This window comes from Streptomyces sp. NPDC008137, assembly GCF_042957035.1.
GTDB lineage: Bacteria > Actinomycetota > Actinomycetes > Streptomycetales > Streptomycetaceae > Streptomyces.
Genome location: NZ_JBIBHN010000033.1, coordinates 1 through 18,632 on the forward strand (window position 1 = coordinate 1; position 18,632 = coordinate 18,632).

Consider the following 18,632-nt stretch of genomic DNA (forward strand, 5'->3'; position numbering starts at 1 on the left):
CCGGTGAACGTCTCCACCCACACCGGCTCAGCCCTCAACACCCCACCCATACAGGCAAGATGCCCGCCACCAAGCCTTCTGCAACACCCTTTAGGGTCGCCGCATGACGCACAGCTTCGTAGTCCACATCCCCGACGCCGAGCTCGAACCCGAGCCCCTCGCGCCCGAGCAGATCGTCTCCGGAACGCCCGAGGTCACTGGCAAGGTCGTCTGGGAGTCGGAGGACGGCCGTCAGGTCCGGGGCGTCTGGCAGATCACGCCCGGCGTGGTCACCGACACCGAGGCCGACGAACTGTTCGTCGTGATCAGCGGCTCGGCGACGATCGAGGTGGAGGGCGGGCCGACCCTCACGGTCGGGCCCGGCGACCTGGCCGTCCTGCGCGAGGGCGACCGTACGACGTGGACGGTCCACGAGACGCTGCGCAAGGCGTACGCGATCAACCTCTGAGCGAGGTGAGCGGTCAGGGCGCCGGGGCCGTCGACCCCCGGATCTCCAGGGTCGGCGTGGCCAGTTGGATCCGGCCCGCTCCGCCGGGCCCCTCGAAGCGCTCCAGGAGGCAGCGGGCCGCGCGGCGGCCGACCTCGTGGCTCGTGTTGTCGACCGTCGTGAGCCACACGTGCCGCAGCCGGGCGATGCTCGTGTTGTCGTAGCCGACGACGGAAAGGTCGCGCGGGACCCGCAGCCCCAGTTCCTCGGCCGCCGAGAGCACGCCGATGGCGGCCATGTCGTTGACGGCGAAGACGGCCGTGGGCCGTTCGGGGCCGCTGAGCAGCCGGACGGTCGTGCGGTAGCCGCCCTCCTCGGTCATGTCGCTCGGCTCGACCACCGCCCGCTCCGCCAGGCCGTGCCGGAGCATGGTCGCCTCGAAGCTGCCGCGCCGCAGCTCGCCCACCGCGCCGTAGCCGGCGATGTGCGCGATACGGCGGTGCCCGAGGCCGATCAGGTGCTCGGCGGCCAGGCGGGCGCCCCGCTCGTCGTCGCCCGCCACCACGTCCACGCCCGGCGGGGCCGGTTCGCGGGAGCCGGCCAGTACGACCGGGATCTGCTCGGCCACCGCGCCGAGGGCCGCCGGGTCGGGCAGCGTGCCGACCACGACCAGGCCGTCGACGCGCAGGTCCAGCAGGGGGTCGGCGGGGTCCTGGCCGGTGCGGCGGTTGAGACGGGCGTCGGCCAGCAGCATGTGCAGGCCGTTGGCGTGCAGCAGGGAGTTCAGGCCGTCGAGGAGGTCGACGAACCAGGGGTTGCGCAGGTCGTTGAGGAGGACGCCGACTGTGCGGGTGCGCTGCTCGCTGAGGCTGCGGGCGGCGGCGTTGGGCCGGTAGCCCAGCTCTTGGGCGGCCCGGAGCACGGCGTCCCGTCTCTCGGGGCGTACCTGGTCGGAGCCGCGCAGCACCAGGGAGACCAGCGACTTGGAGACTCCGGCGCGTTCGGCCACGTCGCGGATCGTCGGCGGTCTCATGTATGGACCGTTCCATGCGGGTCCACGGCTTGTCAAAGGGTTGACAGGCACGGGAAACCGCGCTCAGGGTGGGCTGGACAGTTTCTGGAACGGTCCAAAGAGGGGCTCTCATGGTGGACACGCTCGGCGTCGCCGTCATCGGATTCGGCTGGATGGGGCGGGTGCACACCCAGGCGTACGCGCGCGTGCGGCACCACTTCCCGGGACTGCCCCTCGTCCCGGAGCTGGTGACGGTCGCCGAGGAGGTGCCGGGCCGGGCGGAGGAGGCCGCCGCGCGGTTCGGGTTCGCCTCGACGACACGCGACTGGCGCGAGGTGGCCGCCGACCCTCGGGTCAAGGCGGTCAGCATCACCGCGCCGAACTTCCTGCACCGCGAGATCGGCGTCGCCATGGCCGGGGCGGGCAAGCACATCTGGATCGAGAAGCCGGTGGGACTGACCGCCGAGGACGCCGGCGCGGTCGCGGACGCGGTGGCCAAGGCGGGTGTGCAGGGCGCCGTCGGCTTCAACTACCGCAACGCGCCCGCCGTCGAGGCGGCGCGTGAGCTGATCTCCTCCGGGGAGATCGGCACGGTCACCCATGTCCGCATCCGGCTGTTCAGCGACTACGCGGCTCATCCCGAGGGCGCGCTGACCTGGCGGTACGAGCGGGAGCGGGGCGGCAGCGGGGTGCTGGGCGATCTGGCCTCGCACGGCACCGACCTGGCCCGGCATCTGCTCGGCGACATCACCTCCCTCACCGCCGACACCGCGGTCTTCCTGCCCGAGCGGGCCCGCCCGACCGGCGCCACGGCGGGCCACAGCCGCGCCTCCGGCGGGGAACTCGGCCCCGTCGAGAACGAGGACTACGTCAGCTGCCTGCTGCGCTTCGCCTCCGGGGCGCGCGGTGTCCTGGAGGCCTGCCGGGTGTCAGTCGGCGAGCAGAACAACTACGGCTTCGAGGTGCACGGCACGAAGGGCGCCGTCTTCTGGGACTTCCGCCGGATGAACGAACTGGGCGTCAGCCGCGGCACGACGTACCAGGACCAGTCCGTCACCACGGTGTACGTCGGCCCGGGCCATGGCGAGTTCGCCGCGTTCCAGCCCGGGGCGGCGAACTCGATGGGGTACGACGACCTGAAGGTCATCGAGGCGTACCGCTTCCTGCGCTCGGTCGCCGAGGGCACCCCGCACGGGGCGACGCTCACGGACGCCGTGCACAGCGCCGCCGCGCTGGACGCGATGGCGCGGTCGGCGGCCAGTGGTGCGTGGGCGGACGTGTCCGCGGGGGCGTGACGTCTCAGGCCTGCTTCTGGAGGCGGCGGCCGAGGAGGAACCTCACCGGGACGAGGCCGAGCCACAGCCACATGGCGTGCGACCCCACCACCACGGCCAGCGGCACGGTCACGGCGAACACCGCCACCATCGTGGCGCTGTCGACGAGGTAGAGCGTGGTACCGGCCTCCGATGACGTGCCGTGGCGGAGCCAGGGGCGTCTGGCCAGGAGGGCGGCGAGCGCCAGGTGGGCGGCGCCCATCGCGGCGACCGCCGCCGCGTAGACGGCGACCGAGACGGGCTCGTCGCCGTACTCCGCGAGCAGCCTGGTCGGAAAGGGCACCAGGGCCGCGACCCCCAGTCCGGCGATGCACAGGGTGATCACCTGTCCGTCGACCTCCCGCACATCACGGAAGATCCTGCGATGGTCGTGCCAGAAGCTGCCGAGCACCGTGACGCTGAGCACGTAGGCCCCGAGATCCGGGAGCAGTCGGCGCAGCGCCTGGTCGTACTGGGCCGCGTCAAGGCCGCGCGGTACGTAGAGGTCCAGGACCAGCAGTGTGATGGCGATGGCGAACACGCCGTCGGCGAGCGTCAGCAACCGGTCGGGCCCGCCGTCCGGGCGCGATGTCCACATGGGCACGACGGTAAGGCACCCCGCCTCACACACCCGGGGCCTGCGGCGGCATGTTGTACGGCGTCACCACCTGGATCGCCGACGGCAGGGTCGGTCCGGCCGGCGGCAGCGCGTCGTGCGCCCGCATGACGGTGTGGCAGGCCTCGCGTACGTCCTGGCGCAGGTCGTGGTGGAGCACGGCGGACAGGCGGTGCTCGCGCAGCAGCCGGGTGTTGTCGTGGTCGAGGTCGTGCGCCACGAACACGGCGCACTCGCGGCCGAGGTCGTCGAACGCCCTGAGCGTGGCGATGTTGCCGCCGCCGATCGAGTACACCGCGCGGATCTCCGGGTCGCGTTCCAGCGCGGCCCGCACCAGGTCGTACTGGGTGGCGTCCAGGCCCTGCCCCTCGGCGATCTCGACCAGCGCGCGCTCGGGGTGCCGGGCGCGCATCCCGCCGCGGAAGCCCATCTCGCGCTCCTCCTCGTTGCGGAAGAAGCCGCTGCTGAGGCTGGTGAGGACGTTGCCCGGACGGTCGCCGAGCCACTGCCCCATCAGATACGCGGCCGTCGCCCCCGCCGCCCGGTCGTCTATACCGACATACGCACGGCGGGCGCTTGCAGGCAGGTCGGTCACCAGGGTCACAACCGGGATGCCGGCGGCATCGAGCCGGCCGACGGCGGCGGTGACCTCCGGGACGTCCGGGGCCTTGAGGATGACGCCCTGCGAGCCGCGCCGGGCGATCCGGTCCAGGGTCCGCACCAGTTCCCCGGCCGGGCCGGTCTCGCGGAAGTGGAAGCGGGAGCGCAGCACGGCTGGGTGCAGGGACGGCAGCTCGGCCTCCAGGGCGGCGCGGACCGCCGTGGTGAAGCGCTCGGGCGCCTGCATCACGATGTCGACCATGAACGTCCGGCCGACGAGCCGGACCTGGGTGCGCTGCCGGTCCAGGTCGGCGATCGCGCGGCGCACCTCCCGCGCGGTGCTCTCCCGCACCCCGCCCCGGCCGTTGAGCACCCGGTCGACGGTCGCCTCGCTCAGTCCCGCCTGACGGGCGATCTCCCGGATCGGGAAGGGGTGGCCCATGCGCCGGCTCCTTGAGGGGTTTTTGATGGCTGACTGCTGGTTGTTCGAGGGGTTTGTACTGACAAGAATGGCAGGGCTGCGTCGCTCCGTGACCCCGAAGGGACGACGATGTCCTTCACTTCCGTACACCACCGTGCCTGGCTGTCCGAGCAGGACTGCGATCTCGACGCGTTCCGCGTACTGGTCGAGCAGGGGACGGACCCCGCCGACTATCCGCACGCCTCCGCCGTGGAGCGGAACGTGCCGGTCTACGACACCGGACTGCTGGAGGGTGACCGGGTGGTCCAGGCCGAGCTGTCCCGGGCACTCGCCGACGGTCCCGGCATCGTCGTCTTCCGCGGCGCCTTTCCCGACCCGGACGTCGTGGACCGGGCCACCGCCGTGTTCGACGCCCTGATCGCCGAGCAGCGCGCGTCGGGTGCGACGGCCGGTGACCACTTCGCGAAGCCGGGCGCCAACGACCGGGTGTGGAACGCGCTGGAGAAGGCGGCCCTGTACGACGCGGAGGCCTTCGCCGACTACTACGCCAACGAGGTGCTGGCGCTGGTCGCCACGGCCTGGCTGGGTCCCGGCTACCAGGTCACCTCCCAGCTCAACGTGGTCAACCCGGGCGGCGCCGCGCAGAGCGCGCACCGCGACTACCACCTGGGCTTCCTGTCGAACGAGGCCGCCGCCGCGTACCCCGCGCACGTGCACCGCCTCTCCCCAGTACTGACCCTCCAGGGCGCGGTCGCGCACTGCGACATGCCGGTGGAGTCCGGGCCGACGATGTACCTGCCGCACTCCCAGAAGTACCAGCCGGGCTATCTCGCCTGGCGGCTCCCCGAGTTCCGGGCGTACTTCGAGGCGCACCAGGTGCAGCTGCCGCTCGCGAAGGGCGACGCGGTGTTCTTCAACCCGGCCCTCTTCCACGCCGCCGGCACCAACCGCTCGGCGGACATCCGGCGCATGGCCAACCTGCTGCAGGTGTCATCGGCGTTCGGTCGGGCGATGGAGACGGTGGACCGGGAGGCCGTGACCAACGCCGTGTACCCGGTGCTGATCGAGCGCCGGGCCGAGGGTGCCGACGAGGCGTGGCTGGACCGGGTGATCGCGGCGAGCGCCGAGGGCTACCCCTTCCCCACCAACCTCGACAGCGACCCGCCGGTCGACGGATTGGCCCCGCCCTCACAGGCGGATGTGCTGCGGCGGGCGCTGCGTGAGAAGTGGACACCGGAGGCGCTCCGTGCGGAGCTGCGGGCCGGTACCGAACGGCGAGAGAGCTGAGGAAACCTGTGGGACTTCTCGACGACAAGGTCGTCCTGGTCAACGGCGGCAGCCAGGGGGTCGGCGCGGCCATAGCGCGGGCCGCGGTCCGCGAGGGGGCGGTCGTGGCCGTCACCGGGCGGCGCCCCGAACCCGGCGAGGCCCTGGTGGAAGAGCTGATCGCCGGAGGCGGCAAGGCCCTGTACGTACGGGCCGACCTGTCGGACGCCGAGCAGGCGAAGGCCTCCGTGGCCCGGGTCGTCCAGGCGTACGGCCGCGTCGACTGTCTGGTGAACTCGGCCGGGCTGACCTCCCGCGGGACGCTGCTGGACACCACGCCCGAGCTGTTCGACCAGCACATCGGGATCAACCTCAAGGGACCGTTCTTCGCCATGCAGGCGGCGGTCGCGGACATGGTCACGCGCGAGGCGCCCGGCACGGTCGTCAACATCATCACCTCGTCGGCACACGGCGGGCAGCCGTTCCTCGCGCCGTACGTCGCCGCGAAGGCGGGGCTGATCGGGCTCACCCGCAACGCCGCGCACGCGCACCGGTGGGACCGGGTCCGGATCAACGGGCTGAACATCGGCTGGACCGCGACGGAGGGCGAGGACGCGACGCAGAAGGCGTTCCACGGGGCGGGGGACGACTGGCGGGAAGAAGCCGCCGCGAAGCTGCCGATGGGCAAGCTGGGGCAGCCGGACGAGATCGCCGATTTCGTGGTGTTCCTGCTGTCGGACCGGTCCGGGGTGGTCACCGGGTCGATCATCGACTGGGATCAGAACGTGCTCGGCGGACTCGACTGAGGATGTGCCGCGCACTGTCGTTGGTCGTGTGCGGCGCCGTTGTGGTTGATCGCGCAGTTCCCCGCGCCCCCAAAAGAAGGGGCGTAGCACCACCCTCTGTTTACCTCTAGGAGCAATACCCATGCGTATCGGAATCCTCGGCCTCGGCCGTATCGGCGCCTTCCACGCCGAGACCCTCTCCGGGCTCGACGCCGTCGAGTCGCTCGTCGTCACCGACCCCTTCGCGGGTGCCGCCAAGGCCGCGGCCGAGCGGTTCGGCGCCGAGGTCGTGGACTCGCCCGAGGCCCTGCTGGCCGCCGGCGTGGACGGCATCGTCGTCGCGGCGGCCACCGACGCCCACCCGGCGCTGATCCTGGCCGGGGTCGAGGCCGGTGTCCCGGTCTTCTGCGAGAAGCCCGTGGCCAGGACGATGAGCGAGGGCGTCGAGGTGCTCAAGGCCGTCCGGGGCCGGGACGTACCGATCCAGATCGGCTACAACCGTCGTTTCGACGCCGGGTTCGTGGCCGCGCGCGCCGCCGTGCAGGCCGGTGAGCTGGGCACGCTGCACACCGTGCGGTCGACCACGCTGGACCCGGCGCCGCCGCCGGCCGCGTACATCGCCGCCTCCGGCGGGATCTTCCGCGACTGCTCGGTGCACGACTTCGACATCATCCGCTGGGTGACCGGCCGTGAGGTGACGGAGGTGTACGCCGTGGGCGGCAACCGCGGCGCGGACTTCATCAAGGAGGCCGGCGACGCCGACACCACCGGCGCGATCCTCACCCTCGACGACGGCACGATCGCGGTGGTCTCCAACTCCCGCCACAACGCCCGTGGTTACGACGTCCGCATGGAGATCCACGGCTTCACCGACTCCATCGCCGTCGGCCTGGAGGACAAGCTGCCGCTGCGCTCGGTCGAACCGGGCGTGACCTTCCCCGCGGGCACCCCGCACGACTTCTTCATGGACCGCTTCACCGAGGCCTACCGCGCCGAACTGACCGCGTTCACCGAGGTCGTCGCCGGCACCCGCCCCTCCCCCTGCACGATCGAGGACGCCCTGGAGGCGGGCTGGATCGCCGACGCGTGCACCCTGTCGCTGCACGAGCACCGTCCCGTGACCATCGAGGAGGTACGGCAGGCATGAGCGAGAAGGGCCGGGAACCCCTGCGCATAGGTGTGCTGGGGGCCGCGCGGATCACCGAACGCTCCCTGATCGACCCGGCCCGGGCGACCGGCCACCGTCTCGTCGCGGTGGCCGCCCGCGACCGTGCCCGCGCCGAGGCGTTCGCCTCCGAGCACGGTGTGGAGCGGGTGGCGGGGTCGTACGCCGAACTGGTGGCCGATCCCGAGGTCGACGTGGTCTACAACCCGCTCGCCAACGGCCTGCACGGCCCGTGGAACGTGGCCGCCCTCGCGGCCGGCAAGCACGTCCTGTCGGAGAAGCCGTCGGCGAGCAACGCCGAGGAGGCGGCCGAGGTACGGCGGGCCGCCGAGAAGGCAGGGACGGTCTTCATGGAGGCCTTCCACTACCTCTTCCACCCGGTCACCCGCCGTCTGCACGAGCTGCTGGCCTCGGGCGAACTCGGCGAACTGCGGCACGCCGAGGCCCTGGTCGCGATCGCGGCCCCGCCGGACGCCGACCCACGCTGGTCGCTGCCGCTGGCCGGCGGCGCCCTGATGGACCTGGGCTGCTACAGCCTGCACGCGCTGCGGATGCTCGCCCCCTGGGCGGGCGGCGGGCCCCGTCTCGCCGGGGCCCGGGGCGGGGAGCGGGCGGGCGCGCCCGGGGTCGACGAGTGGCTGGACGCCGATCTGGAGTTCCCCGGGGGCGCGACGGGCTCCGCCCGCTGCCACATGGCGTACGACGGGCTGGAGATGAGCATCCGGGTCGTCGGCTCCCGGGGTGAGGCGACGGCCCCGAACTTCGTGCTGCCCCAGTTGGACGACCGGATCGTGGTCCGCACCCCGGAGGGCGAGCGCACGGAACGGCTCGGGACGCGCTCGTCGTACACGTACCAGCTGGAGGCGTTCGCCGCCCGGGTGCGGGACGGTGCTCCGCTGCCGCTGGACGCGGACGACGCGGTGACGACCATGGAGCTCATCGACGCCTGTTACCTGGAGGCCGGCTTCGAGGCCCGGCCGCGTACCAGGATCTGAAGGACGGCCGAAAGGGCCCGGGGTGCGACCCCGGGCCCTTTCACGCGTACAGAGCGGGTTTCCCGACGAGCTCGACCTCCACCCGTCCGCCGTCCTCCAGCGCCCGTACGCCCGCCTCGCACACGGCCGCCGCGGCATAGCCGTCCCAGACGCCCGGGCCGGTGACCTCGCCGCGCCGGGTGGCGTCGACCCAGGCTTGGATCTCGTGGTCGTAGGCCGTCTCGAAGCGTTCGGTGAAGTCCTGGGCGATGGTGCCGCCCCAGCGGCCGGCCATGTTGGTGACCAGGGCGTGGCCGTCGCCGACGCGGGCGGTGCCGCGTTCGCAGACCACCTCGGCCTGGACCTGGTAGCCGAAGCCGCAGTTGACGAAGATCTCCACGTCGGAGAGGGCGCCGCCGTCGGTCTCGAAGACGACGAACTGCGGGTCGCGCAGTCCGTCGGGGGCGTTGTCGGAGGGGGTCGGGCGCAGCACCGTGACGGCCGTGATCTCGTGGCCGAGCAGCCAGCGGGTCGCGTCGGCCTCGTGGGCGACGGAGTCGGTGACGAGCATGGTGCTGGTGAAGAAGGGCGGGCTGGCCGCGTTGCGGTGCCGGTTGTGCACCATCAGCGGGCGGCCGAGCTGGCCGGTCGCCAGCAGGGCCTTCAGCTTCACGTACTCGGGGTCGTAGCGGCGCATGAAGCCGACCTGGACCCGGCGGTGGCCGAGACGCGTTTCGGCTTCGAGGACGCGCAGGGCGGAGGCCGCGTCGGGGGTGAGCGGCTTCTCGCACAGGACGGGCAGATCGTGCTCGAAGGCGGCGAGCAGCGTGGCCTCGTGGGCCGGGCCCGGTGAGGCGATCAGGACGGCGTCGACGTCGGCCGCCGCCATCGCGGCGGCCGGGTCCGTGTAGGGGGTGCAGCCGTCGACGCGGGCGGCGACGGATTTCGCGCGTTCCGCGTCGACGTCCACGACGGCTGTCACCCGTGCTCCGCTGGTGACTTCGTGGAGGCGGCGCACATGGTCGGCGCCCATCCTTCCGGTACCGATGACCGCGACTCCGAGGGTGGTGGCGCGCTCAGTCATGGCCGTCCTTTCGGGTCGTCAGGCGCCGCAGGACCTCAGGAACTTGCGGGTGCGCACCGCGATCGGCAGCGGCTTGTCCGGCTCGCAGGGGTACATGTCCTGCTCGACGATGGCGAAGAGGTCCACGCCCAGCTTCTGCGCGGCCGTCAGGACCGGGCCCAGCTCGGGGACACCGGCGGGCGGTTCGCACATCACACCGCGCGCCACGGCGGGGCCGAACGGCACCTCGTTCTTCACCACGTCGGCGAGGATCTCCGGGTCGACCTGCTTGAGGTGGAGGTAGCCGATGCGCTCGCCGTACGTCTCGATCAGCTTGACGCTGTCGCCGCCGCAGTAGGCGTAGTGCCCGGTGTCGAGGCAGAGGTTGACCGCGTCGGAGTCGGTCGAGTCGAGGAACTGCTCGACGTGCTCCTCGGTGTCGATGTGGGTGTCGGCGTGCGGGTGGACGACGATGTCCAGGCCGTACTTGTCCTTCACCTCACGGCCGAGGCGCTCCATGCCCGTGGTGAGGTTGCGCCACTGCTCGGTGGTGAGCTCCGGCGGCTCCAGGATCTCGGCGGTCTTGTCGTCGCGCCAGAAGGACGGGATGACGACGAGGTGCTTGGCGTCCATGGCCTGGGTGAGCGCGGCGACGTTGCTGACCTGCTCCCAGGTGGAGTCCCACTCGGAGGGACCGCGGTGCAGACCGCAGAAGATGGTGCCGGCGGAGACCTTGAGGTTCCGCTTGGTCACCTCGTCGGTGAGCCGGGCCGGGTCGGTCGGAAGGTAGCCGTACGGGCCGAGTTCGATCCACGAGTAGCCGGCTTCGGCGACCTCGTCGAGGAAGCGTACCCAGGGCACCTGCTGGGGGTCGTCGGGGAACCAGACGCCCCAGGAGTCGGGGGCGGAGCCGACCCGGATGCGGTCGAGCGCGAGGGCCATGTCAGGACTTTCCTTCCGAGGACGCTGCTACGGGGGCGGTGAGGTCCCCCTCTTCGGGGAGCTCTTCGACGTCGACGCCGTGGACCTGCGCCAGCTCGTGCTTGAGGGAGGCGAGTTCGGCGCCGCCGGCCATGTGGTTGGTCAGCTCTTCGAGGCTGACGTCGCTGCGGGACGCGGAGAGTTCCATGGTGCCCAGGCGCAGCACGCTGAAGTGGTCGCCGACCATGTAGGCGTGGTGCGGGTTGTGGGTGATGAAGATGACGCCCAGGCCCTTCTCGCGGGCGGCGGCGATGTACTTCAGCACGACACCGGACTGCTTGACGCCCAGGGCGGCGGTCGGCTCGTCGAGGATCAGGACGCGGGCTCCGAAGTAGACGGCGCGGGCGATGGCCACGCACTGGCGCTGGCCGCCGGAGAGCGTGCCGATGGGCTGCTCCATGTCGTCCAGGACGATGCCCATGGCGCGCAGTTCCTCGTCCGCGGTCTTCTTCATCTTCTCGATGTCGAGACGGCGCACGGGCCAGGGGCCCTTGGTCATCTCCGAGCCGAGGAAGAAGTTGCGCCACACCGGCATCAGCGGGACGACGGCGAGGTCCTGGTAGACGGTGGCGATGCCCTTGTCGAGGGCCTCGCGCGGGGTGGAGAAGCGCACCGGTGCGCCGTCGACGAGGAACTCGCCCTCGGTGTGCTGGTGCAGCCCGGAGATGATCTTGATGAGGGTGGACTTGCCGGCGCCGTTGTCGCCGAGGACGCAGGTCACCTTGCCGGGGTGGACGGTGAGGTTCACGCCGTGCAGGGCGCGGATGTTGCCGTAGGACTTGCCGGCGCCCTTGAGTTCGACGAGAGCGGCGTCCTTCGTGGCGGCCTCGTCGGTGGCGGTTGCTTCGCTGGTCATTGCGGTCACCTCCGGGTCGCCGTGCGCTGGACCCACAGATTGATGAGGACGGCACCGAGGAGCATCACGCCGAGGAAGGCCCTGAACCAGTCGGGGTTCCAGCCGGCGTAGACGATGCCCTGCTGCACCAGGCCGAACATGAAGGCGCCGAAGACCGGGCCGATCGCCGAGCCGTAGCCACCGGTGAGCAGACAGCCGCCGATGACGGCCGCGGCGATGTAGATGAGCTCCGCGCCCACGCCCTCGCCGGACTGCACGGTGTTGAACGAGAACAGCTGGTGCATGCCGACGAACCAGGCGCCGAAGCCGACCAGCATGAAAAGTGAGATCTTGGTGAAGGTCACCGGGACGCCGACGGCCCGCGCCGACCCCTTGTTGCCGCCGACGGCGAAGATCCAGTTGCCGTACTTGGTGCGCAGCAGCACCCAGGTGGCCAGGGCCGCGAAGACCAGCCAATACACCACGGTGATCTTGACGTTGACCCCGCCGACCTCGAACGTCGAGGCGAAGATCTTCTGCGCCTGCGTGAAGCCGTCCATGTCGCTGATGTCGTCGGTGGCGACGTTGCCCGTGACCAGCTTGGTGACGGCGAGGTTCACGCCCTGCAGAATCAGGAAGGTGCCCAGGGTGACCAGGAAGCTCGGCAGGCCGGTCTTGACCAGCAGCCAGCCGTTGAACGCGCCGATCGCGAGCGACACGAGCAGCGCGACGATCACGCCCACCCAGACGTTCAGGGTCAGCTGGTAGCTGAGCATCGACGCGGTCAGCGCCGAGGTGATCACGGCGACACCGGCCGAGAGGTCGAACTCGCCGCCGATCATCAGCAGGGCCACGGGCAGCGCCATGATCCCGATGGTCGACGACTGGTACAGGATGTTGGCCATCGAGCTGCCGTCGCGCACCGGCGGCGCCGCGACGAGGAAGAACACGAGCACGGCGACGGCGCCGAGGAAGACGCCGACCTCGGGCCGGGCGAGCAGCCGCAGCGCCAGCGGCCGCTGCCGCGTCCGGCCGTCGGACTGCTTCTGGCCGGGGGCCGGCGGTGTGTCCACCGCCGGCGTGGCCTGCTGGGTCATGCTCATCACCGGGTGCCCTTCGCGGCGAACTCCCCGATCTTGTCGACGTTCGACTTGTCGACGAAGGCCGGGCCGGTCAGCACGGGCTGCTCACCGCCACCGCTGTAGTTGCCGTTGTTCTTGTACAGCCACAGGCCGTCGACGGCCAGGTACCCCTGGAGGTAGGGCTGCTGGTCGACGGCGAACTGGATGTCGTCGCTCTTGATGGCCTTGATGAGGTCCTTGTTGAGGTCGAAGGTGGCGACCTTGGCCTTGCTGCCGGCGTCGCCGATCGACTGCACCGCGGTCAGCGCGAAGGGCGCGCCGAGCGTGACGACGTAGTCGATGGACGGGTCCTGCTTCAGCTTCGCGGTGATCGTCGACTTCACGCCCGGCATGTCGGTGCCGTTGACGTTCTGGGTGTCGAGCTTGCCCTCGAAGGTCTTCTCCACGCCGTCGCAGCGCTGGGTCAGGCCGACGTTGCCCTGCTCCTGGACGACACAGAGGGCATGCTTGGCGCCGACCTCGTTGAGCTTCTTGCCGAAGGCCTCGCCGGCGACGGACTCGTCCTGGCCGAAGAACTCCAGCATGTTGAGGTTCTTCCAGTCGCTCAGGCCGGAGTTGAGGCCGACGACGGGTATGCCCGCCTTCTCGGCCTTGCCTATGACGCCCTTGAGCGCGTCCGGCTTGGCGAGGGTGACGGCGATGCCGTCGACCTTCTGGTCGATCGCGTTCTGGACCAGGTTGGCCTGGTTGCCCGCGTTCGGGTCGGCGGAGTAGATGAGCTTGATGTTGTCCTTGTCCGCGGCGGCCTGGGCGCCCTTGCGGACGGTGTCCCAGAAGGTGTCGCCGGGCGCCTGGTGGGTGACGAGGGCGACGGTCATGCGCGGCGTGGTCGCCTTGCCGGCGGAGGCGTTCGCTGCGCCTTCCTCGGCCTCCTTGCCCCCGGAACTGCTGGAGCAGCCGGCGAGAGTCAGGGCCGCTGCCGCGGCCATAGCGACGACGGGCGCGATTCTGCGGGAGCGGGGGTGAGAAGAGCGGTCCATCTTTCCTGGCACCTCACTGTGCTACTGCGGGGGAAAGGGGAGGGATCACGAAGGGATCCGTGGTCCCGGAGCCTTACGGAGTCCGGATCATGATGCCGCAAACAGATTGTGGCGATGCCACCGGATACAAGTGCCTGCCGCGCTCGCTGTCAATACTTTGTTAAGACATCATTTCACAAGCAGGTCCGAATGTAAGTACAAACTATTGACAGCGCCGCCCTCCGCGACCTACACCTGAGGGGCGGCAGGTCCCTCGGATCCACGCCCCCACCGTGTCAGGGCGCCCCGGGACCCGCATCCCCAGCTTCCCGAGGAGGTCGCGCATGGCCGGGCCGGCACAGTATTTCGACTTGATCACGATGGGACGCATCGGCGTCGACCTCTATCCCCTGCAGACCGGCGTCTCCCTGGACCGTGTGGAGACGTTCGGGAAATTCCTGGGAGGTTCGGCGGCCAATGTGTCGGTCGCGGCGGCCCGCCTGGGACGCCGTACGGCGGTGATCACCCGCACCGGCGACGACCCCTTCGGCACCTATCTGCACGAGGAGCTGAAGTCGTTCGGCGTCGACGACCGCTGGGTCACCCCGGTCGAGGCCTACCCGACGCCGATCACGTTCTGCGAGATCTTCCCGCCGGACGACTTCCCGCTGTACTTCTACCGCCGCCCCAAGGCCCCGGACCTGGAGATCAGCACCGACGAGCTGGACTTCTTCGCGATCCGCGGGGCCCGCATCTTCTGGATCACCGGCACCGGCCTGAGCGAGGAGCCGAGCCGCTCCGCCACGCTCGCCGCCCTCAAGGCCCGCGACAAGTCCGGCATCACCGTCTTCGACCTCGACTGGCGACCGATGTTCTGGCGCGACCCCGACGAGGCCCGCCCGTACTACCGCGAGGCCCTGCGCCACGCCACCGTCGCGGTCGGCAACCTCGACGAGTGCGAGATCGCCACCGGCGTCCGCGAACCGCAGGCCTGCGCGGAGGCGCTGCTGGAGGCGGGCGTGGAGCTGGCCGTCGTCAAGCAGGGCCCCAAGGGCGTGCTCGCCGTGCACCGCGACGGCAGCCGGGCCGAGGTCCCGCCCGTGCCGGTCGAGGTGGTCAACGGCCTGGGCGCGGGCGACGCCTTCGGCGGCTCGCTCTGCCACGGTCTGCTCGCCGGCTGGGACCTGGAGAAGATCATGCGCCACGCCAACGCCGCCGGCGCCCTCGTCGCCTCCCGCCTCGCCTGCTCTTCCGCGATGCCGACCGAGTCCGAGGTCGCGGACCTCCTCGCCGAGGCGTCGTCGCCGTCGCCGAGCACGAGCCACTGAAACGGAGCCTTCCTTGAACATCGGGATCCCCGACCTCACCACGGTCAGAGCCCGCAACCCCGAGGCCGTCGCCGAGGCGGCGGCCCGCCGGGTACGCCGCCCGCTGATCGGCGACAGCGGCCGGCTGATGATCGTGGCCGCGGACCACCCGGCGCGCGGCGCCCTCGGGGTCGGCGACCGGCGCCTGGCCATGGCCAACCGCGCCGATCTGCTGGAGCGGCTGTGTGTCGCGCTGTCGAGGCCCGGCGTCGACGGTGTGCTCGCCACCGCCGACATCCTGGAGGACCTGCTGCTGCTCGGGGTGCTGGAGAACAAGGTCGTCATGGGCTCGATGAACCGCGGCGGACTCGCCGGGGCCTCCTTCGAGATGGACGACCGTTTCACCGGTCACCGCGCCGAGGACATCGCCCGGCTCCGCTTCGACGCGGGCAAGCTCCTGGTGCGCATCGACTACGACGACCCGGGCTCGCTGACCACGCTGGAGTCCACGGCCCGTGCCGTCGACGCCATGGCGGCCCACCGGCTCCCCCTGTTCGTGGAGCCGTTCATCTCCCGGCGGGTCGACGGGAAGGTCCGCAACGACCTGTCCGCCGACGCCGTCACCCGGTCCGTCGCCATCGCCTCGGGCCTGGGCGGCACCTCCGCCTACACCTGGCTGAAGCTGCCCGTCACCGACGACCCGGACGACATGGCCGAGGTGCTGGAGACCTCCACCCTGCCCGTGGTGCTGCTCGGCGGCGAGGTCGGCGAGGACCAGGAGGGCGCCTACGAACGCTGGCGCAAGTCCCTGCGTCTGCCCACCGTCCAGGGCCTGGTCGTCGGGCGTTCGCTGCTCTACCCGGCCGAGGGCAGCGTGGAACAGGCCGTGGACACGGCCGTCGGCCTGCTGTGACGCAAGAGGAACCTGCTGTGATTCAAGTGGCACCTGCTGTGATCCGAAAGGCACGCACACGATGACGTATCACCTTCCCGCGGGTAAGGCCCTCGGCGGCCCCTACATCGTCGACATCACGCCCGAGAAGGCCGGCTGGGGCCACTCCAGCCTGCGGATCCTGGAGCTGCCTCCCGGCGGCACGCACACCTTCGAGACCGGCGACAGCGAGTGGATCGTCGTCCCGCTGTGCGGCGGCTGCACGGTCGCGGCCACGGACGACTTCGGCCAGGGCACCTTCGAACTCCGGGGCCGCCGGGACGTCTTCAGCGGCGTCAGCGACTTCGCCTACGTGCCGCGCGACGCCCGGGCGACCGTGACGTCCGCCGGCGGCGGGCGGTTCGCGCTGACCGGCGCGCGCTGCGAGCGCCGGCTGCCCGCCCGCTACGGAGCGGCCTCCGACGTGCCCGTGGAGCTGCGGGGCACCGGGAACTGCTCCCGGCAGGTCAACAACTTCGGCGCGGCGGGCGTGTTCGAGTGCGACAAGCTCATCGCGGTCGAGGTGATCACGCCGGGCGGCAACTGGTCGTCGTTCCCGCCGCACAAGCACGACGAGCACCGGCCGGGCGAGGAGTCCGTGCTGGAGGAGATCTACTACTTCGAGTTCGCCGGCCACGACGGCGTCCCCGGCCTCGGCTACCAGCGGGTCTCACCCTCCGGGCCCGGCCGGGACACCGACGTGCTGGCCGAGGTCCGCGACGGCGACGTGGTCCTCATCCCGGACGGCTGGCACGGGCCCTCGATGGCCACCCCCGGCCACCACATGTACTACCTCAACGTCATGGCGGGCCCGGAGGCCGAGCGCGCCTGGCTGATCTGCGACCACCCCGACCACGCATGGGTCCGCGACACCTGGCCGGACCAGCCGGTCGACCCCCGGCTCCCCCTCTACACCGCCCCGGAGACCTCCGCATGAACGCCCGCACCCGCCGACTGACGACCGCCCAGGCCCTGGTGCGGTTCCTGTCCGCCCAGTACACCGAGCGGGACGGCGTGCGGCGCCGGCTGATCGCCGGGACCTGGGGCATCTTCGGCCATGGCAACGTTGCCGGGGTCGGCCAGGCGCTGGTCGAGTACGCCGATGTGATGCCCTACCACCAGGGCCGCAACGAGCAGTCCATGGTGCACGCGGCGGTCGGCTACGCCCGGCAGCTCAACCGCCTGTCCGCGCAGGCGGTGACGACCTCGATCGGCCCGGGCGCCACCAACCTGGTCACGGGCGCGGCCCTGGCGACGATCAACCGGCTGCCGGTGCTGCTGCTGCCCGGCGACTACTTCGCCTCGCACGCCCCCGATCCGCTGCTCCAGCAGCTCGAACACCCCGTCGAGGCCGACGTGTCGGTCAACGACACGCTCCGCCCGGTGTCGCGCTACTTCGACCGGATCACCCGCCCCGAGGCGCTGATCCCCTCGGCGCTCCAGGCCATGCGCGTGCTGGCCGACCCGGCCGAGACCGGCGCCGTCACCCTCGCCCTGCCCCAGGACGTGCAGGCGGAGGCGTACGACTGGCCGGAGGAGTTCTTCGCCGAGCGCGTCTGGTACGTACGGCGTCCCGCGCCGGACCCGGTCGAACTCACCGCTGCCGTCGAGGCGATCCGGTCGGCCGAGCGCCCGCTGATCGTCGCGGGCGGCGGCATCCACCACAGCGAGGCCGAGGAGGCGCTGAAGGCGTTCGTGGAGGCGACGGGCGTCCCGGTCGCCTCCACCCAGGCCGGCAAGGGCTCCCTGCGCTTCGACCACCCCGCCGACCTCGGCGGCATCGGCCACACGGGCACGGCCGTCAGCGACGACCTCGCCCGCACCGCCGACCTCGTGATCGGCGTGGGCACCCGCTACACCGACTTCACCACGGCCTCCGGCACGCTCTTCCAGCACCCCGAGGTGCGGTTCCTCAACCTCAACATCACCGGCTTCGACGCGCACAAGCTGGCCGCGCGCACCCTGGTCTGCGACGCGCGGTCCGGCCTGGAGAAGCTGCTGGAGGCGCTCCCCGGCCACCGTGTGAGTGAGGCGTACGAGACGGAGTACCGCACCGGCAAGGACCGCTGGGACGAGGTCGTCGAGGCCGTCTACCGCGCCGACGACGAGAACGCCGTACCGACCCAGACGCAGGTGCTCGGCGCGCTGGACGCGGCCGTCGGCGACGACGACGTGGTGATCAACGCCGCCGGCTCGCTCCCGGGCGACCTGCACAAGCTGTGGCGCTCCCGCAGCCCCCGCCAGTACCACCTGGAGTACGGCTACTCCTGCATGGGCTATGAGATCCCGGCCGGCCTCGGCGTCCAGCAGGCCGCCCCGGGCACCCCGGTCTGGGCGCTGGTCGGCGACGGCACCTACCTGATGATGCCGACGGAGATCGTCACGGCCGTCCAGGAGGGCCTGCCCCTCAACATCGTCCTCATCCAGAACCACGGCTACGCCTCCATCGGCGGCCTGTCGCAGGAGACCGGGGGCGAGCGCTTCGGCACCGCCTACCGCTTCCGGGCCGCCGACGGCACCTTCACCGGCGCCCCGCTCCCCGTCGACCTGGCCGCCAACGCCGCCAGCCTCGGCATGGACGTACTGCGCGCCAAGACCGTGCGGGAGCTGCGCGAGGCACTGGCCGCGGCCCGCGCCTCCGACCGGCCGACGTGCGTCTACGTCGAGACCGACCCGGCCCCGACCGCTCCCCCGGCCGAGGCCTGGTGGGACGTGCCGGTGGCCGAGACCGCCTCCCGCGAGGCCGCCGTCGAGGCCCGCGAGCGCTACGACCGTCAGGTCGCCGAGCGCCGCCGCCACCTCTGAACTCCCCGCTGACATCACGCTCCACGAAAG

General features: G+C 71.3%; 18 protein-coding genes. 10 read left to right on the top strand and 8 right to left on the bottom strand.

Annotated features, from left to right (window positions below; all coding sequences use genetic code 11):
* Window positions 1-103 precede the first annotated feature (103 nt).
* Complete coding sequence (locus tag ACFZBT_RS34375) at window positions 104-448, top strand: cupin domain-containing protein (protein ID WP_033307796.1); 345 nt, start codon at window positions 104-106, stop codon at window positions 446-448.
* A gap of 13 nt (window positions 449-461) precedes the next feature.
* Here the strand turns inward: ACFZBT_RS34375 and ACFZBT_RS34380 are convergent, their stop codons facing one another.
* The gene (locus ACFZBT_RS34380; RefSeq protein WP_391112204.1) at window positions 462-1,460 is read right to left on the bottom strand and encodes a substrate-binding domain-containing protein; all 999 of its coding nucleotides are present in this window, start codon (window positions 1,458-1,460) and stop codon (window positions 462-464) included.
* A gap of 110 nt (window positions 1,461-1,570) precedes the next feature.
* Between ACFZBT_RS34380 and ACFZBT_RS34385 the strand changes: the two genes are divergently transcribed.
* Entirely contained in the window at window positions 1,571-2,734 is a 1,164-nt protein-coding gene (locus tag ACFZBT_RS34385; protein ID WP_391112207.1) for a Gfo/Idh/MocA family oxidoreductase, read from the top strand.
* Between the two features lie 4 nt (window positions 2,735-2,738).
* Here the strand turns inward: ACFZBT_RS34385 and ACFZBT_RS34390 are convergent, their stop codons facing one another.
* Together ACFZBT_RS34390 and ACFZBT_RS34395 are read right to left on the bottom strand one after the other, a co-directional pair.
* Complete coding sequence (locus tag ACFZBT_RS34390) at window positions 2,739-3,350, bottom strand: TMEM175 family protein (RefSeq protein WP_391112210.1); 612 nt, start codon at window positions 3,348-3,350, stop codon at window positions 2,739-2,741.
* Between the two features lie 25 nt (window positions 3,351-3,375).
* Window positions 3,376-4,410, bottom strand: coding sequence for a substrate-binding domain-containing protein (locus ACFZBT_RS34395; RefSeq protein ID WP_391112213.1), 1,035 nt, complete (start codon window positions 4,408-4,410; stop codon window positions 3,376-3,378).
* A gap of 108 nt (window positions 4,411-4,518) precedes the next feature.
* On the opposite strand from ACFZBT_RS34395, the gene ACFZBT_RS34400 reads away from it, so the two are divergent.
* The 4 genes from ACFZBT_RS34400 (at window position 4,519) to ACFZBT_RS34415 (ending at window position 8,600) form a co-directional block, all read left to right on the top strand.
* Window positions 4,519-5,676, top strand: a complete 1,158-nt coding sequence (locus tag ACFZBT_RS34400; protein ID WP_391112216.1) for a phytanoyl-CoA dioxygenase family protein — start codon at window positions 4,519-4,521, stop codon at window positions 5,674-5,676.
* 8 nt (window positions 5,677-5,684) lie between these two features.
* Window positions 5,685-6,461, top strand: a complete 777-nt coding sequence (locus ACFZBT_RS34405) for an oxidoreductase (RefSeq protein WP_391112219.1) — start codon at window positions 5,685-5,687, stop codon at window positions 6,459-6,461.
* A gap of 121 nt (window positions 6,462-6,582) precedes the next feature.
* Window positions 6,583-7,587: a Gfo/Idh/MocA family oxidoreductase gene (locus ACFZBT_RS34410; protein ID WP_391112222.1), complete on the top strand. Its 1,005-nt coding sequence runs from the start codon at window positions 6,583-6,585 to the stop codon at window positions 7,585-7,587.
* Window positions 7,584-8,600, top strand: a complete 1,017-nt coding sequence (locus ACFZBT_RS34415; protein ID WP_391112225.1) for a Gfo/Idh/MocA family oxidoreductase — start codon at window positions 7,584-7,586, stop codon at window positions 8,598-8,600. Before ACFZBT_RS34410 ends, ACFZBT_RS34415 begins: the two co-directional genes overlap by 4 nt.
* Before the next feature lie 40 nt (window positions 8,601-8,640).
* Here the strand turns inward: ACFZBT_RS34415 and ACFZBT_RS34420 are convergent, their stop codons facing one another.
* The 5 genes from ACFZBT_RS34420 to ACFZBT_RS34440 are packed head-to-tail and all read right to left on the bottom strand — an operon-like array spanning window position 8,641 to window position 13,580.
* Complete coding sequence (locus ACFZBT_RS34420) at window positions 8,641-9,663, bottom strand: Gfo/Idh/MocA family oxidoreductase (protein WP_391112228.1); 1,023 nt, start codon at window positions 9,661-9,663, stop codon at window positions 8,641-8,643.
* 18 nt (window positions 9,664-9,681) lie between these two features.
* Window positions 9,682-10,584, bottom strand: coding sequence for a TIM barrel protein (locus ACFZBT_RS34425; RefSeq protein ID WP_391112231.1), 903 nt, complete (start codon window positions 10,582-10,584; stop codon window positions 9,682-9,684).
* A gap of 1 nt (window position 10,585) precedes the next feature.
* Complete coding sequence (locus ACFZBT_RS34430) at window positions 10,586-11,479, bottom strand: ATP-binding cassette domain-containing protein (protein ID WP_391112233.1); 894 nt, start codon at window positions 11,477-11,479, stop codon at window positions 10,586-10,588.
* Window positions 11,480-11,484: 5 nt separating this feature from the next.
* Window positions 11,485-12,561 carry an ABC transporter permease gene (locus tag ACFZBT_RS34435; protein ID WP_391112236.1) on the bottom strand — a complete coding sequence of 359 codons (1,077 nt, stop codon included), beginning with the start codon at window positions 12,559-12,561 and terminating at the stop codon, window positions 11,485-11,487.
* On the bottom strand, window positions 12,561-13,580 hold the full coding sequence (locus ACFZBT_RS34440) for a substrate-binding domain-containing protein (protein WP_391112239.1): 1,020 nt from the start codon (window positions 13,578-13,580) through the stop codon (window positions 12,561-12,563). The genes ACFZBT_RS34435 and ACFZBT_RS34440 overlap by 1 nt, the downstream gene beginning before the upstream one ends.
* 323 nt (window positions 13,581-13,903) lie before the next feature.
* Between ACFZBT_RS34440 and iolC the strand changes: the two genes are divergently transcribed.
* From iolC to iolD, 4 genes are all read left to right on the top strand, one after another.
* A complete protein-coding gene (gene iolC / locus ACFZBT_RS34445) occupies window positions 13,904-14,887 on the top strand; it encodes a 5-dehydro-2-deoxygluconokinase (protein ID WP_391112242.1) in 984 nt (327 codons plus the stop codon).
* Window positions 14,888-14,900: 13 nt separating this feature from the next.
* Entirely contained in the window at window positions 14,901-15,779 is an 879-nt protein-coding gene (locus ACFZBT_RS34450; protein ID WP_391112245.1) for a deoxyribose-phosphate aldolase, read from the top strand.
* Between the two features lie 61 nt (window positions 15,780-15,840).
* Window positions 15,841-16,734, top strand: a complete 894-nt coding sequence (iolB, locus tag ACFZBT_RS34455) for a 5-deoxy-glucuronate isomerase (protein ID WP_391112248.1) — start codon at window positions 15,841-15,843, stop codon at window positions 16,732-16,734.
* The gene (gene iolD / locus ACFZBT_RS34460; protein WP_391112250.1) at window positions 16,731-18,602 is read left to right on the top strand and encodes a 3D-(3,5/4)-trihydroxycyclohexane-1,2-dione acylhydrolase (decyclizing); all 1,872 of its coding nucleotides are present in this window, start codon (window positions 16,731-16,733) and stop codon (window positions 18,600-18,602) included. Before iolB ends, iolD begins: the two co-directional genes overlap by 4 nt.
* Window positions 18,603-18,632: the final 30 nt, after the last annotated feature.

Excerpts from the sequence above, each read along its gene's own strand:
- ACFZBT_RS34375 (WP_033307796.1), top strand. The coding sequence starts at position 104 with ATGACGCACAGCTTCGTAGTCCACATCCCCGACGCCGAGCTCGAACCC.
- ACFZBT_RS34380 (WP_391112204.1), bottom strand. The coding sequence starts at position 1,460 with ATGAGACCGCCGACGATCCGCGACGTGGCCGAACGCGCCGGAGTCTCC.
- ACFZBT_RS34385 (WP_391112207.1), top strand. The coding sequence starts at position 1,571 with ATGGTGGACACGCTCGGCGTCGCCGTCATCGGATTCGGCTGGATGGGG.
- ACFZBT_RS34390 (WP_391112210.1), bottom strand. The coding sequence starts at position 3,350 with ATGTGGACATCGCGCCCGGACGGCGGGCCCGACCGGTTGCTGACGCTC.
- ACFZBT_RS34395 (WP_391112213.1), bottom strand. The coding sequence starts at position 4,410 with ATGGGCCACCCCTTCCCGATCCGGGAGATCGCCCGTCAGGCGGGACTG.
- ACFZBT_RS34400 (WP_391112216.1), top strand. The coding sequence starts at position 4,519 with ATGTCCTTCACTTCCGTACACCACCGTGCCTGGCTGTCCGAGCAGGAC.
- ACFZBT_RS34410 (WP_391112222.1), top strand. The coding sequence starts at position 6,583 with ATGCGTATCGGAATCCTCGGCCTCGGCCGTATCGGCGCCTTCCACGCC.
- ACFZBT_RS34415 (WP_391112225.1), top strand. The coding sequence starts at position 7,584 with ATGAGCGAGAAGGGCCGGGAACCCCTGCGCATAGGTGTGCTGGGGGCC.
- ACFZBT_RS34420 (WP_391112228.1), bottom strand. The coding sequence starts at position 9,663 with ATGACTGAGCGCGCCACCACCCTCGGAGTCGCGGTCATCGGTACCGGA.
- ACFZBT_RS34425 (WP_391112231.1), bottom strand. The coding sequence starts at position 10,584 with ATGGCCCTCGCGCTCGACCGCATCCGGGTCGGCTCCGCCCCCGACTCC.
- ACFZBT_RS34430 (WP_391112233.1), bottom strand. The coding sequence starts at position 11,479 with ATGACCAGCGAAGCAACCGCCACCGACGAGGCCGCCACGAAGGACGCC.
- ACFZBT_RS34435 (WP_391112236.1), bottom strand. The coding sequence starts at position 12,561 with ATGAGCATGACCCAGCAGGCCACGCCGGCGGTGGACACACCGCCGGCC.
- ACFZBT_RS34440 (WP_391112239.1), bottom strand. The coding sequence starts at position 13,580 with ATGGACCGCTCTTCTCACCCCCGCTCCCGCAGAATCGCGCCCGTCGTC.
- iolC (WP_391112242.1), top strand. The coding sequence starts at position 13,904 with ATGGCCGGGCCGGCACAGTATTTCGACTTGATCACGATGGGACGCATC.
- iolB (WP_391112248.1), top strand. The coding sequence starts at position 15,841 with ATGACGTATCACCTTCCCGCGGGTAAGGCCCTCGGCGGCCCCTACATC.
- iolD (WP_391112250.1), top strand. The coding sequence starts at position 16,731 with ATGAACGCCCGCACCCGCCGACTGACGACCGCCCAGGCCCTGGTGCGG.